At 68.8% G+C, this 12,723-nt stretch carries 11 protein-coding genes; 7 read left to right on the plus strand and 4 right to left on the minus strand.

Going from position 1 to position 12,723, the window contains the following annotated elements; genetic code table 11:
• From LCM32_RS05385 to LCM32_RS05400, 4 genes are read left to right on the plus strand one after another with little or no spacing between them, the layout of a single operon-like run.
• Positions 1-1,737, plus strand: a complete 1,737-nt coding sequence (locus LCM32_RS05385) for an ABC transporter permease (RefSeq protein ID WP_224820040.1) — start codon at positions 1-3, stop codon at positions 1,735-1,737.
• Positions 1,725-2,747: an MBL fold metallo-hydrolase gene (locus LCM32_RS05390; protein WP_224820041.1), complete on the plus strand. Its 1,023-nt coding sequence runs from the start codon at positions 1,725-1,727 to the stop codon at positions 2,745-2,747. The genes LCM32_RS05385 and LCM32_RS05390 overlap by 13 nt, the downstream gene beginning before the upstream one ends.
• A 2-nt stretch (positions 2,748-2,749) precedes the next feature.
• Positions 2,750-3,337 carry a dual specificity protein phosphatase family protein gene (locus tag LCM32_RS05395; RefSeq protein WP_224820042.1) on the plus strand — a complete coding sequence of 196 codons (588 nt, stop codon included), beginning with the start codon at positions 2,750-2,752 and terminating at the stop codon, positions 3,335-3,337.
• On the plus strand, positions 3,334-4,332 hold the full coding sequence (locus LCM32_RS05400) for a LacI family DNA-binding transcriptional regulator (RefSeq protein ID WP_224820043.1): 999 nt from the start codon (positions 3,334-3,336) through the stop codon (positions 4,330-4,332). The genes LCM32_RS05395 and LCM32_RS05400 overlap by 4 nt, the downstream gene beginning before the upstream one ends.
• Before the next feature lie 31 nt (positions 4,333-4,363).
• Here the strand turns inward: LCM32_RS05400 and LCM32_RS05405 are convergent, their stop codons facing one another.
• The 4 genes from LCM32_RS05405 to LCM32_RS05420 all read right to left on the minus strand — a co-directional run bounded on the left by LCM32_RS05405 (position 4,364) and on the right by LCM32_RS05420 (position 9,644).
• Positions 4,364-5,116 (minus strand): IclR family transcriptional regulator, encoded by a 753-nt coding sequence (locus LCM32_RS05405; protein WP_224820044.1) that lies wholly within the window; start codon positions 5,114-5,116, stop codon positions 4,364-4,366.
• Between the two features lie 473 nt (positions 5,117-5,589).
• Positions 5,590-6,675 carry an extracellular solute-binding protein gene (locus LCM32_RS05410; protein ID WP_224820045.1) on the minus strand — a complete coding sequence of 362 codons (1,086 nt, stop codon included), beginning with the start codon at positions 6,673-6,675 and terminating at the stop codon, positions 5,590-5,592.
• Between the two features lie 48 nt (positions 6,676-6,723).
• Positions 6,724-8,502 carry an ABC transporter permease subunit gene (locus LCM32_RS05415; protein ID WP_224820046.1) on the minus strand — a complete coding sequence of 593 codons (1,779 nt, stop codon included), beginning with the start codon at positions 8,500-8,502 and terminating at the stop codon, positions 6,724-6,726.
• Entirely contained in the window at positions 8,499-9,644 is a 1,146-nt protein-coding gene (locus tag LCM32_RS05420) for an ABC transporter ATP-binding protein (protein WP_224820047.1), read from the minus strand. The genes LCM32_RS05415 and LCM32_RS05420 overlap by 4 nt, the downstream gene beginning before the upstream one ends.
• Positions 9,645-9,866: 222 nt before the next feature.
• On the opposite strand from LCM32_RS05420, the gene LCM32_RS05425 reads away from it, so the two are divergent.
• The 3 genes from LCM32_RS05425 to LCM32_RS05435 all read left to right on the plus strand — a co-directional run bounded on the left by LCM32_RS05425 (position 9,867) and on the right by LCM32_RS05435 (position 12,713).
• Entirely contained in the window at positions 9,867-10,679 is an 813-nt protein-coding gene (locus tag LCM32_RS05425) for a CoA transferase subunit A (protein ID WP_224820048.1), read from the plus strand.
• Positions 10,676-11,434, plus strand: coding sequence for a CoA transferase (locus LCM32_RS05430; RefSeq protein WP_224820049.1), 759 nt, complete (start codon positions 10,676-10,678; stop codon positions 11,432-11,434). The genes LCM32_RS05425 and LCM32_RS05430 overlap by 4 nt, the downstream gene beginning before the upstream one ends.
• A gap of 79 nt (positions 11,435-11,513) precedes the next feature.
• Positions 11,514-12,713 carry a CaiB/BaiF CoA transferase family protein gene (locus tag LCM32_RS05435; RefSeq protein WP_224820050.1) on the plus strand — a complete coding sequence of 400 codons (1,200 nt, stop codon included), beginning with the start codon at positions 11,514-11,516 and terminating at the stop codon, positions 12,711-12,713.
• Positions 12,714-12,723 lie beyond the last annotated feature (10 nt).

Genomic DNA, 12,723 nt, shown 5'->3' on the forward strand with positions numbered 1-12,723 from the left:
GTGAGCCTGACCGAAACCCTGTCGAAGCGCCCCCTGCGGGCGCTTCGGCTGCCGCGATGGCTGACGGGCGAAGCCGCCCTGATGCTGGCGCTCGTGCTCTTCGTGGGCGTCCTCTCCATCGCGCCGCTGGCCCGCCTCGCCTGGGCCGCCCTTGTGCCGCAGGGCCAGTTCGATGCCAGCCGGATCGCCGACATCCTCGGCGGGCGCCGCGTCGTGGGGGCCACGCTCAACACGATCTGGATTTCCGTCGCCGCCACCTGCCTTGCCACCGTCGCGGGCACGCTGGCCGCGCTGCTGACCACGCTGACCGACATGCGCGCCCGCACCCTCTGGGTCTTCGGCTTCGTGCTGCCGCTGATGATCCCGCCGCAGGTCACCGCACTGGCCTGGGTGCAGGCCTTCTCGCCCTCGAGCCCCGTTCTGGGTGCGCTCGGGCTGTCGCTGCCGCCGGGCACGCGCCATCCGCTCTATTCCATGGGCGGCATCATCTTCCTGCTGGGGCTCTACAATGCGCCGCTCGTTTTCCTGTCCGTGCGTGCCAGCCTGCAACGGCTGCCCGCCTCGCTGGTCGAGGCCGCGCATTCCAACGGCGCGGGCCGGGGGGCTGTGATCCGCGACATCATCCTGCCGCTGATCCGGGGCGGTGTCTTTGCGGGCGCCGCACTCGCCTTCGTCTCCTCGATCGGGAACTTCGGCATTCAGGCCATGCTGGGCATCCCCGCGCGGGTCGAGACGCTGATCACCATGATCTACCGCCGGCTGAACTCCTACGGGCCTTCCGCGCTCAACGACATGGCGCTGCTGGCGCTGCTGCTGGCGGTGCTGACCGTCATCGGCATGACGCTGACCGCCTGGCTGGGCCGCAAGGGCGACCAGCGGGTCGACAGCGCGCACCGCGCCCCCCGCATGACGCTGGGTCCCTGGCAGTGGCCCGTGGGCCTCGCCGCCTGGGGCTACCTGCTGGTCTGCCTCGCCCTGCCACTGAGCGCGCTCTTCGCCGCCGCCCTCGTGCGCGGCTATGGCCAGCCGCTGAATGCCGAGACGATCACGTTTGAGAACTTCGCCAACGCGCTCTTCCACCACAAGGGCATCCGCGAGGCCTTCGTCACCTCCTTCTGGATCACCTGCACTACCGTCGCCGTGCTGATCCCCGTGGCGGTCGCCCTCGGCTACGTGCTGACATGGCGGCGCGGCTGGGTGGCGAAGCTGCTGCGGCTGGCCTCGGAACTGGCCTACGCGCTGCCGGGCATCATCATCGGCGTGGCGATGATCCTCTTCTTCCTGCGCCCGCTCCCCTTCATCGGCACCGGGCTCTATGGCACCGTCTGGGTGATCCTCGCGGCCTATTTCTCGAACTTCCTCGCCCTCGCCCTGCGCCCCATCCTCGGCGGCTATGCCCAGATCGACCGGGCCCTGGACGAGGCCGCGCAGCTGGCAGGCGCCGGCATCTTCACCCGGCTGCGCACGATCATCCTGCCCTCCGTCGCCCCTGCGGCCACGGCGGCGGGCATCCTCGTCTTCATGACCGCGATCAACGAGATCCAGACCTCGGTCCTGCTCGTCTCCTCGCGGGCCCAGACCATCGGGCCCATGATCATCTTCCTTGAAGAGGCGGGCTCCTCCACGCTGGCCGCCGCGGTGGGCTGCCTGATGGTGCTGCTGGTGCTGGCGCTGATGGGGCTGAGCCTCGTGTTCGGCCGCCGCCTGCCCGAGGGGGTTCTGCCATGGCGCGACTGACCGCCCTCAGCGGGATCGGACGCAAGAGCGCCGCGATCTTCCTGCTGGAAATCGACGACCGCCGCCTGCTGCTGGACCTTGGCGCGGGGCTGGAGGTGGGCGAAGTGCCCGACCTTTCCGGCGCGGGCCGGGTGGATGCCGTGCTGCTGAGCCATGCCCACGTGGACCACGCCGGGGCGCTGAACCGGCTGGAGGAGATCGGAGCGCCCCCGGTGCTGGCAAGCGCGGAATGCCTGCGCCAGCTGAACGGCACCCGCCCCGCGACGGCGCAGGCCCTGCCCGAAACGGGCCGGGCCGAGGTGGCGGGGCTGACGGTGGAAACCGGTCGCGCGGGCCATGCGCCCGGCGGCATCTGGATGCGCTTCGAGACCGAGGCGGGCGGCTTCCTCTATACCGGCGATTTCAGCACCGAGGGCGCGCTGCTGGCCTGCGATCCCTTCCCGCGCGCCGCGAGCGTGCTGGCCGATGCCTCCTACGGCGACCGGGACGAGGCGCTGACCGACCAGATCGAGCGGCTGGCGCGCGCCGCCCGTGGCGGGGCCGTGCTGCCCTGCCCCGCCGACGGGCGCGGGCCGGACATGGTGGCGGGGCTCTCCGAGGCCGGGTTGACCGTCCACGCCTGCCCGGTGATCGCCGCCGAATGCGCCCGGCTGGGCTTTGCCCTGCCCGTGGCCGTGACCGAGGAGACCGCCCGCCCCGGCATGGTGATCGTCGCCGATGGCCCCAACGCGGAACACGGGCTGCCCGCCGCGCTGCGGTGGCGGACCGGATTCCGCTTCATCTTCTCCTCCCATGTGCCGCGCAGCAGCCCGGCCCATGGCATGATCGCCGCCGGTGCGGCAGAATGGATGGGCTGGAACGTCCACCCCCGCCTCGATGACCTCGTCTCGCTGGCGCGGACCACCGGCGCGCGGCAGGTGCTGCCCGCCTTCCTCGACCTCGACGCGGCGCCACGCCTTGTGGCCGCCCTCGGGAACAGACTGAACCGCGCGACCTGCGCAGAGGTATGAGAATGACCGAGACGACCCGCCACTTCCTCCCCGATGCCACGCCCGAGGCCGAGGCGCTGGAGGATGCCCGCCCGCTGCTGTTCCCGGTCTGTGCGGCGGAACCGGGGCTGACGCAGCTCTGGCTTGGCAACCTGACGGCGGCGGAGGATGCGCAGGCGCTGGAGGCGGCGGGCATCACCGCGACGCTGAACCTCGCCATCAACATCTTTCCAGGGCCGGTGCAGCTGCCCTCGGGGGTCCATGTGCGGCGCTACCAGATCGGTATGCTCGACGGGCCCGGCAACGACCCCGCCATGCTGGCCGCCGCAGTGCAGCTGGTGGACGGGCTGGCGGGCGTCTACGTGCCCGGCAAGCCGCATTACCCGCCCCATGCCAAGGGCGGCCTGCTGGTCCATTGCCGGGGCGGGCGCTCGCGGTCTGTCACCGTGCTGGCGCTCTGGCTGCATCTGCGGCGGCGCGACGCGTTCCCGACGCTGGACGCGGCGCTGAGCCACCTGCGGCAGGTCCGCGGACAGGACGAGAGCTATCCCCTGCCGCCGATGATCGCCCTTGCCCGCGCGGCGCTGGACCGCGGCCTGATCCCGGCATGACGAAGCCGCGCTTCGTCTCCGCCGCGGACGTGGCGCGTCTGGCGGGCGTGTCCCGCTCTGCCGTCAGCCGGGCCTATACCCCCGGCGCCGCCGTCTCGGAGGCCGCGCGCAAGCGCATCCATGCGGCGGCAGAGGAACTGGGCTACCGGGTCAACCGGCTGGCGCGGACCCTGCATCAGGATCGCTCGGACCTCGTCGGCCTCGTGGGCGGGAACTTTTCCAACCCCTATATCGCGGCGCAGCTCGACGCGCTCTCTTGCGCCTTGCAGGGGCGCGGGCTGCAATGCCTGCTGATGAACACCGCCACCGCCGGGGCGGATGTCTCCGAACATCTGGCCCGGCTGCTGGATTACCGGGTGCGCAACGTGGTGCTGCTCTCCGGGGCGGCGCCCGATGACCTGATCCGGCTCTGCGCCCAGAACGGGGCGCGGATGGTGCTGATCAACCGCCCGCCCCCGCCCGAGGGCACGCAGGCCGACCTGATCCTCGCCGACAGCGCCCGGGGTGGCCGGCTGGCGGCGGAACGGCTGATCGCGGCGGGCTGCCGCCGGGTGGCGGTGGTGGTCTCGGGCTCTCGCACCACGGCCAAGAAGGCCCGGGCCGAGGCCTTCTGCGCGGTCATGGCCGCACGGGGCGTCGCGGTGACCACATGGGCCGACGGGGCCAATGCCTATGTCACCGGGGTCGAGGCGGCGCGCAGCCTGCTGGCGCAGCCCGGACTCGACGGGATTTTCGGCGTGACGGATGAAATCGCGCTCGGCGTGCTGAACACGGCGCGGCACGAGCTGGGGCTGTCGGTGCCGGGCGACCTCTCGGTCATCGGCTTCGACGATGCGCCGATCTCGGAGTGGTCGTCCCACGGGCTGACCACGATCCGGCAGTCGCTCGACGCGCTCACCGCCGCCACGTTGGAGGCCATCGACCGCCCGGCCGAGGCCCCGCCCACCCGCTTTGCCGTGCCGGTGGAGCTGGTGGAGCGGACGACGGTGGCCTGAGGGCGACGGTGGGCTGAGGGCGCCTGAGGCCCTACTCGCCCGTGTAGCCGAGCGCGCGCGAGATCGTCTGCGCCGCCGTCACCACATGGGGTGCGAAGGCATCGAGTTCCGCCTGCTGCACCCGCGTGTCGGGCCCCGAAACACCGATCGCCCCCGCAAGGTCCCCCAGCGGCCCGCGGATCGGACAGGCACAGGCGGCGATCCCGGTGCGCCACTGGCCATGGAGCACCTGCGCATAGCCCGTGCGGCGCACCTCCTCGATGTCGCGGTAGAGCGCATCCATCGTGGTGACGGTGTATTCCGTGAAGGGCTGGAGCCGGTTGCGGTAGCGTTCGAGGTAGGCATCGGGCTGGGTCGAGAGCATCGCCTTGCCGGTGGCCATCGTATAGGCAGGCGCCCTCTGGCCGACGCTGGTATAGGCGCGGATGTGGTGCGAGCTTTCGATCTTGTCGAGGTAGACCACGTCCTCGTTTTCCAGCACGGACAGGTGCACCGTCTCGCCGGTGAGCGCCGCCAACCGTTCCATCGCGGGCCGCGCGACCTTGGTCAGGTCGAGCCGTCCGACGACCTTGCTGCCCAGTTCCCAGAGTTTCGTGGTCAGCTCGTAGCCGCTGCTGGCCGGGTCCTGCCGGATGTAGCCATGGGCGGAGAGCGTGGTGAGCAGGCGGTGGACGTTGCTCTTGGTCAGCTCCAGCTGCTTGGCGAGATCGGTCACGCCGCGGGCGCCGTCACTGGCCGCCATGGCCTCGATCAGCCGCAATCCCTTCACGAATGCCTTGTCCATTCCGTCCCCGAACCTGTTTCACTCAGCAATACGATGTTCCCGGGGCCGAGCAAACCCGGGAATGATGTTGAGAGGGTGGTTGGGTTCTCGGTCCCCGATCCCACTGCCCCCCCAATGGCCCCCACGAAGGGCAGCGCCGGCCCGCGGGGTGGCGCATAAGCGCCGCCCCAGGGGGGCGGGTCGGCGCTGCCCGGCCTGAGGCCGGGCGGGACAGTCCGAGGGAATGGTTGCTAGGTGCCCGAGTATGGGATGACGCCCCAAGGGAAACGCCTATTGCACGGCGAGGGAAACCTTGCATCACGTGGGAAGCCCGGACGCGAAAACGCCCATTGGCACCCCAACCCTTCGCCCTGTCGCACCCCAAGCCAAATCTCATAGCAAGCCGACACCCCCAAACCGCCCGACACCCCCAGCCCAAAACAGTGGCCGCGGAAGGAAGCCTCCCGCGGCCACGTCAGTCCGGCGATGGGAGCTTACTTCGCCAGAAGCTCGTTCAGCTTCTCCTGGCCCCATTCCTCGTTCGTCATCTTGCCGTCAGCGGTCATGGCGCCCCAGAACTCGGGGCTCCACTCGATCGCCTTCGACACGTTGTCGGGGTTGTTGGCCCAGTAGATGCTGATTTCCGGGTCAGCCTTCTCGAAGACCAGCGGCGAGGGCAGCGCGACCGGGTAGGTCGAGGTCAGCTCGGCCGCCAGGTCGGGGTCCAGCCGCCAGGACAGCAGCTTGAGCGCGTTGTCATAGTTCGGCGCGCCCTTGGGGATCGAGAAGAAGTCGTAGTAGACGAAGCCCTGGTTCCACTCCACCTCGATCGGGGCGCCTTCCAGCGCCAGAAGCGAGGTCGAGCCGGTGTAGGCCATGCACATGTCGGCCTCTCCATCCAGCAGCAGCTGGGGCGATTGCGCCGAGGTGGTCCACCACTTGGTCACATAGGGCTTCACCTCCTCCAGCTTCTTCAGCGCGCGCTCCATGTCGAGGGGGTAGAGATCCTCCTTCGCCACCCCGTCGGCCATCAGCGCGGCCTCCATGTTGAAGCGCGGCCAGGCCGGCAGGCAGCGCTTGCCCGGGAACTTCTCCTGATCCCAGAAATCGGCCCAGGTGGTGGGCTTCTCGTCGCTGTAGACGTCGGTGTTGTAGACAAGGCCCACGCCGATCACCTGCAGCGCGACGCCCTTGGGCCGCTTCAGGTTGTCGGGCATGGTGGCAAGGGTTTCCTTGGCGGTGTCCGACAGCTTGTCATAGTCGATGTCCGCCAGGCAGCAATCCCCCAGCAGCTTCGTCTCCTGATCGAAGATGAAGGTCAGGTCCCACTCGGCCTTGCCGGCCTCGACCTGCGCCTTGATCCGCGGGCCGGAGCGCGCCTCCTGCACGGTGATCACGTCGATCCCGGTCTCTTTCTCGAAGCTGTCGTACATTACAGAGCGCAGCGCGTCGCCATAGCTGCCGCCCGGGTCCTGCATGATCACTTCGCCTTCGGCGAGCGCGCCCTGCGCCCCGCCCATCAGCATCGCGGCCATGGCAAACGCCAGCAGGCGGCGGGTCCTCCTCGTGAGTTTCAGCATCGTGTTCTCCTCCACTGTTTACGGTGCTTTTGGTTATGGGTGTGTTGCTTAGTGCCCCCCCGCCCGCCGGGTCAGGACCGGCCGGGCCAGGATGATGCCACCGACGACAAGCAGGACCTCCAGCGTCGAGACCACGGCCAGAACCGGGTTCAGCTGGTAGTTGATGTCCCCCCAGAGCATCAGCGGCAGGGTCTTCATGCGCGGGCTGGACAGGAACAGCGTCAGCACGAGCTCGTCAAAGGAATGCAGGAAGGCAAAGAAGACCGCCGCCCCCAGCCCCGGCGCGATGGCCGGAAGGGTCACGGTGCGGAACACCGTCAGCGGCGAGGCGCCATGCACGGCTGCCCCCTGCTCAAGCTGGCGGTCCACCCCCTGCAGCGCGGCGGCGACGATCACCACCACGATGGGAATGCCCCCGATGGAATGGGCGGCGGCAAGGCCAAGGTAGGTGCCCACCAGCTCGAACTTCAGGAACAGCGAGTAGAGCGACAGGCCCAGCACCACCGGCGGCACGATCATCGGGCTGACCAGCAGCAGCATCACGGTGGACTTGTACTTGATCTTGCTGCGCACGATCCCCATCGCCGCCGTCGCCCCCAGCGAGACCGAGATCCCGGCAGAGAGGCAGGCGATGCCGAGCGAGTTCCAGAAGGCATCCATCCAGTTGCTGTCCGAGAAGAACTTCTCGTACCAGCGCAGCGAATAGGCCGGCGGCGGGAAGGTCAGATAGCTGGCCTTGCTGAAGGAAATGATCATCACCACGACGATCGGGATCACCAGCATAGCCACGATGAACCCGCCCATCAGCCGCACGGTCCAGGCGCCCCAGCGGGCCTGCAAGCCGCTGACCATGCGCAGCAGCGGCCAGCCCACGGTATCGGCCACGGTGGCCGACAGCCCGCGACGCGGGGTCCGATCCACCGCCTTCGCGGGTTTCGGCGCAGGTGCGGCGCGAGTGCCGCCCCAGATGAACTCGAACCCCAGCAGGCGGCCGGCGACGGCCACGGTCACCAGCGTGATCACCAGCAGCACCACCGCAAGCGCCTGCAGGAAGCCCTCGCCCGTCACGCTGTCGGCCTGCTGGGTGATGTGCATGGCGAACATCATGTCGCCCGGGCCCCCCAGCAGGGTCGGCGTGATGAAGAAGCCAAGCGCCTGCACGAAGACCAGCAGGAAGCCCGCGCCGACACCCGGCAGGGTCAGCGGCAGCAGCACCCGCCAGAAGGCGGCCAGCGGCCCCGCGCCATTGGCCATGGCCGCGCGTTTCAGGGCCGGATCGACCCGCGTCAGGCTGGAATAGATCGACAGCACCATGATCGGCAGCAACACCGCCGTCATCCCCAGCAGCACCGCGCCCCGGTTGAAGAGCAGCCCCAGCGGCTCGTCGAAGATGCCCAGCCAGACCGCCACCTTGTTGATCGGCCCGTTGCGGCCCAGAAGGACCATCCAGGCATAGGTGCGGATCAGGATCGCGATGAAATACGGCAGGATGATCGCCGTGGCGACCAGCATCTGCGTGACGCCCCGGGTCCGCTGGATCAACAGCGCCGCCGGGTAACCGAAGAGCGCACAGAGCAGCGCCACCGTCAGGGCGATCTGCATGGTGCGGATCAGGCTGTCGAAATAGAGCGGGGTCGAGAAGACCCGCGCGAGGTCGGCATACCACGGCTCGCCCTCGACCGAGGTCATCATCAGGTCGATCAGCGGCTGGACGTAGATGAAGGCGAGGAAGGCGAAGGCCGGCAGCAGCAGCAGGGCCGGATCGCTCAGCCTCTGGCGCAGGGAGCGGCGCGGGGCCATCAGCGCATCGGCGGGCACATCGGTCATGCCAGCACCCAGCCGTCCTCGGCCCCCCAGCTGACATGCACCTCGCTGCCGGGATCGGGCAGCACCTGCCCGGCCCGGTCAGGACAGCGCACCAGCATCACCTCGCCCGAGTCGAGTTCCACCTCGATCCGCAGCACCTCGCCCAGGAAGAGCGCCGAGCGCACCTTGGCGGGGATCGAGCCGGGCATCGCGGTCTCATGCAGGCGCAGCCGTTCGGGGCGCACCAGCACGGTCACGTTGCGGCCCGTCACCTCGTCGCGGCTTTCGGCGCGGAACTGGTGGCCGGTGCGGGTGCGCAGGGTCAGCGCGCCCCCCTCGCGGCGCAGGATCTCGGCCTCGACAAGGTTGCTCTCGCCGATGAAGGAGGCCACGAAGCGGTTGCGCGGGCGGCGGTAGATCTCATCGGGCGTATCGACCTGGATGATCTTGCCCGCGTCCATCACCGCGATCCGGTCCGACATGGTCAGCGCCTCGCTCTGGTCGTGGGTCACGAACAGGAAGGTGGAGCCGATGGTGCGGTGGATCTCGCGGATCTCGATCTGGATCGACTCGCGCAGCCGCCGGTCGAGGGCCGAGAGCGGTTCATCCATCAGCACCACCCGCGGGCGCATCACGATGGAACGCGCGATCGCCACCCGCTGCTGCTGGCCGCCCGACATCTCCGAGGGCATCTTCTGCGCGTGGTCGGTCAGGCGCATCATCTCGAGCGTCTCGTGCACGCGGCGGTCGCTGGTAGCCCGGTCGAGCCCCGCCATCCGCATCGGGAAGGCCACGTTCTGCGCCACGGTCATGTTGGGGAAGAGCGCATAGCTCTGGAACACCATGCCAAAGCCGCGCTTGTGCACCGGCACGTTGTGGATCGCCTTGCCATCCACGAGGATCTCGCCCGCGTTCAGCTGCTGGAAGCCCGCCAGCAGGTTCAGAAGCGTCGTCTTCCCACTGCCCGAGGGCCCCAGCAGCGTGACGAATTCACCCGGCTGGATGTCGAGGCTGATGTGGTCCGCGGCGGCGAAACTGCCGTAGCGCTTGACCGCGTCGCGAATGGAAATGCCCGAACCGATCCCGGTCTGCGGCTGCGGCCCCGCGCCGGGGACGGCAGCGGGATCAGAGGCGCCGGGGCGCTCTGCCAGGTTGACGATCATGTTTTCCTCCCTTGCGTTCCATATAATAGAACGCTTTTCCGAGTTTTATCTTTGGGCACGATTCAAATTCTGTCAATACCCGGGATTCCGCCGCGTCATTTGCGGCAGCGCAGCATGAATTGGACGATTGACAGCGACAAGGACGCGGGCCTATGGTCGATTTCGAAGCATCGTTCCGCAATTTGGAACACGCGCCGGAGGGGCGCGAGGGAGGAGGACCCCATGCAAAGCGACCTGAAAGGGATCGTCTCACGGATGCGCAGCGGCATGCGTATCGCGGTGCCGGTGGATTACGCCGGCGTCTCCATGGCGTTGACCCGCCCGATGATCGAGGCCGGTCTGCGCGACCTCGATCTCGTCTGCGTGCCCACGGGCGGCCTGCAGGTCGACATGCTGGTGGGCGCAGGCTGCGTCCGCTCGGTCGAGACCAGCGCCGTCAGCCTCGGCGAGGCCGGGGGCGCGCCCCGGTTCAACGCCGCGGTGAAGGAGGGCAGCATCAAGGTGATCGACGCCACCTGCCCCGCCGTCCACGCGGGCCTGATCGCGGCGCAGAAGGGATCGCCCTTCCTGCCGCTGCGCGGGCTGATCGGCACCGATGTGCTGGCCAACCGCCCGGATTGGACCGTGATCGACAACCCCTTGTCGGATCAGAAGGATCCCGTCGTGCTGATCCCCGCGATCCACCCCGACGTGGCGATCTTCCATGCGCCCATGGCGGATAGGCACGGCAACGTCTGGATCGGCCGCCGCCGCGAACTGGCCCCCATGGCCTATGCCGCGCGCGAGACCTACGTGACCGTCGACCGCATCGTCGAGGGCAACCTGCTGGCGGACGAGATGACCGGCGCCGGTGTCCTGCCCGCGCTCTATGTCTCTGCCGTGGCGGAGGCGCCGAAGGGCGCGTGGCCCTACGGGCTCTGGGGCGAATACAACGCCGATGTGGACGAGCTGAAGCGCTATGCCGCCGCCGCCCGCACGCAAGAGGGCTTTGACGCCTACATGTCCGAGACCGCGAAACAGGGAGAGCCCGCATGAGCAGCGTCCTGCCCCGCGAGATCCTGATCACCACCATTGCCCGGCTGCTGGAGGGCGTGCGCCACGTGGCCGTCGGCGCGTCGTCCCCGATGCCTGCCGCGGGGGCCATGCTGCGCCGCGCACTGGACGAGAAGGAGCGCACCGTGCGCCTCTCGATCCTCGGCTCGGTGGAGCACAACTTCTTCACCAACGGGTCGTGCGAGCTCTTCGACAGTGCCGGACAGGGGCGAATCGATGCCTTCTTCCTCGGCGGTGGCCAGATCGACGGACAGGCCAACGTGAACCTCGTAGGTGTAGGTGACTACCCGCAGGTCAAGGTCCGCTGGCCCGGGTCCTTCGGCTCGGCCTATCTCTACTTCGTGGTGCCCAAGGTGATCCTCTTCCGCGAGGAACACACCCCCCGCGTCATGGTGGAAAAGGTCGATTTCGTCTCCGCTCCCGGTTTCTCGGACCCCGAGGTCTACCGCCCCGGCGGCCCGGTGGCCCTGCTGACCGGCAAGGGGCTCTTCAGCTTCGACAAGACGCGCCCCGGCTTCACGTTGGAAAGCACCCACGAGGGTGAGAGCCTCGCCTCGATCCAGGAGGCAACGGGCTTTGCCTTCGAACATGCCGACAGCGTGCCCCAGACGCCCGCGCCCGATGCGGCCACGCTGAAGCTGCTGCGCAGCCGCGTGCTGGACGAGCTGGAAGAGACCTACCCCGCCTTTGCCGCAGACTGGCGCCGCGACCTTGCCGCGCTGTCGGTTCCGGCCTGAGCGCGACCTGCCTGCGACCAAACGCTGAGCGGCCCGGCCCCGGGCCCCTCCCACGCCCCCTGACGAGACGGAGAGCTTCATGATCCCCCGCACCGGTTCCCTTGCCAATCTCAAGGTCATCGACGCCAGCCGTGTCCTCGGCGGCCCTTACTGCGGGCAGATCCTCGCAGACCACGGCGCCGACGTGATCAAGCTGGAGCCGCCCGCGGGGGATGAGACCCGTGGCTGGGGCCCGCCCTTCCTCGACGGGGCGGCGAGCTATTTCCAGGGCCTGAACCGCAACAAGCGCGGCATCGCCGTGGACCTGTCGCAGGACGCGGGACGCGACCTGCTGCTGGAGCTGCTGGCGGGCGCGGATGTCTTCATCGAGAACTTCAAGACCGGCACGCTGGAACGCTGGGGCCTTGGCTACGACGAACTGTCGGAGCGGTTTCCCAAGCTGATCCATTGCCGGGTCTCCGGCTTTGGCGCCGATGGCCCCATGGGCGGGCTGCCGGGCTATGACGCCGCGATCCAGGCGCTTTGCGGGATCATGAGCGTGAACGGCGAAAAGGGCGGCGAGGCGACCCGCGTCGGCCTGCCCGTGGTGGACATGGTGACGGGCCTCAACGCGGCGCTCGGCGTCTGCATGGCGCTGAACGAACGCGCGCAGAGCGGCAAGGGCCAGTTCGTCGAGGCGACGCTTTATGACTGCGGTGTCTCGCTGCTGCACCCGCATCTGCCGAACTACTACCTCTCGGGCAAGGTCGCGGCGCCCACGGGCAACGCGCATCCCAACATCTGCCCCTATGACACCTACCAGACCAAGGATGCGCCGCTGTTCCTCGCTGTCGGCAACAACCGCCAGTTCGCCAAGCTCTGCGCCACCATCGGGCGGCCCGAGATCGCCGAGGACCCGCGCTTTGCCTCGAACGCCGACCGGCTGGCACATCAGGATGCGCTGAAGGTCGAACTGGAGGCCGCGATGGCCAGCCACGACTGCGCCACCCTGTCCGAGACCCTGATCCGCACCGGCGTCCCCTGCGGCGCGGTCCGCACCATCGACCAGGTGGTCGAGGACCCACACACAAAACACCGCGAGATGGTGGTGGACATCGGCGCCTATCGCGGCACCGGCAGCCCGATCAAGCTGTCGCGTACCCCGGTCAGCTACCGCACCGCCCCGCCCCGCTTTGCCCAGCATACCGCCGAGGTCATGGCGCAGTACGGGCTGGACACGGAGCGGTTCGCGGATGTGCTGCCGGGGCTGGACCCGGTGAAAACCGACGAGACCGCCTGAGGAGGCCGCG

This window comes from Pseudooceanicola nanhaiensis (genome assembly GCF_020171315.1).
Lineage (GTDB): Bacteria > Pseudomonadota > Alphaproteobacteria > Rhodobacterales > Rhodobacteraceae > Pseudooceanicola > Pseudooceanicola nanhaiensis_A.

Coding starts and splice junctions, on each gene's coding strand:
- LCM32_RS05390 (WP_224820041.1), top strand. CDS start 1,725: ATGGCGCGACTGACCGCCCTCAGCGGGATCGGACGCAAGAGCGCCGCG.
- LCM32_RS05395 (WP_224820042.1), top strand. CDS start 2,750: ATGACCGAGACGACCCGCCACTTCCTCCCCGATGCCACGCCCGAGGCC.
- LCM32_RS05400 (WP_224820043.1), top strand. CDS start 3,334: ATGACGAAGCCGCGCTTCGTCTCCGCCGCGGACGTGGCGCGTCTGGCG.
- LCM32_RS05405 (WP_224820044.1), bottom strand. CDS start 5,116: ATGGACAAGGCATTCGTGAAGGGATTGCGGCTGATCGAGGCCATGGCG.
- LCM32_RS05410 (WP_224820045.1), bottom strand. CDS start 6,675: ATGCTGAAACTCACGAGGAGGACCCGCCGCCTGCTGGCGTTTGCCATG.
- LCM32_RS05415 (WP_224820046.1), bottom strand. CDS start 8,502: ATGACCGATGTGCCCGCCGATGCGCTGATGGCCCCGCGCCGCTCCCTG.
- LCM32_RS05420 (WP_224820047.1), bottom strand. CDS start 9,644: ATGATCGTCAACCTGGCAGAGCGCCCCGGCGCCTCTGATCCCGCTGCC.
- LCM32_RS05425 (WP_224820048.1), top strand. CDS start 9,867: ATGCAAAGCGACCTGAAAGGGATCGTCTCACGGATGCGCAGCGGCATG.
- LCM32_RS05430 (WP_224820049.1), top strand. CDS start 10,676: ATGAGCAGCGTCCTGCCCCGCGAGATCCTGATCACCACCATTGCCCGG.
- LCM32_RS05435 (WP_224820050.1), top strand. CDS start 11,514: ATGATCCCCCGCACCGGTTCCCTTGCCAATCTCAAGGTCATCGACGCC.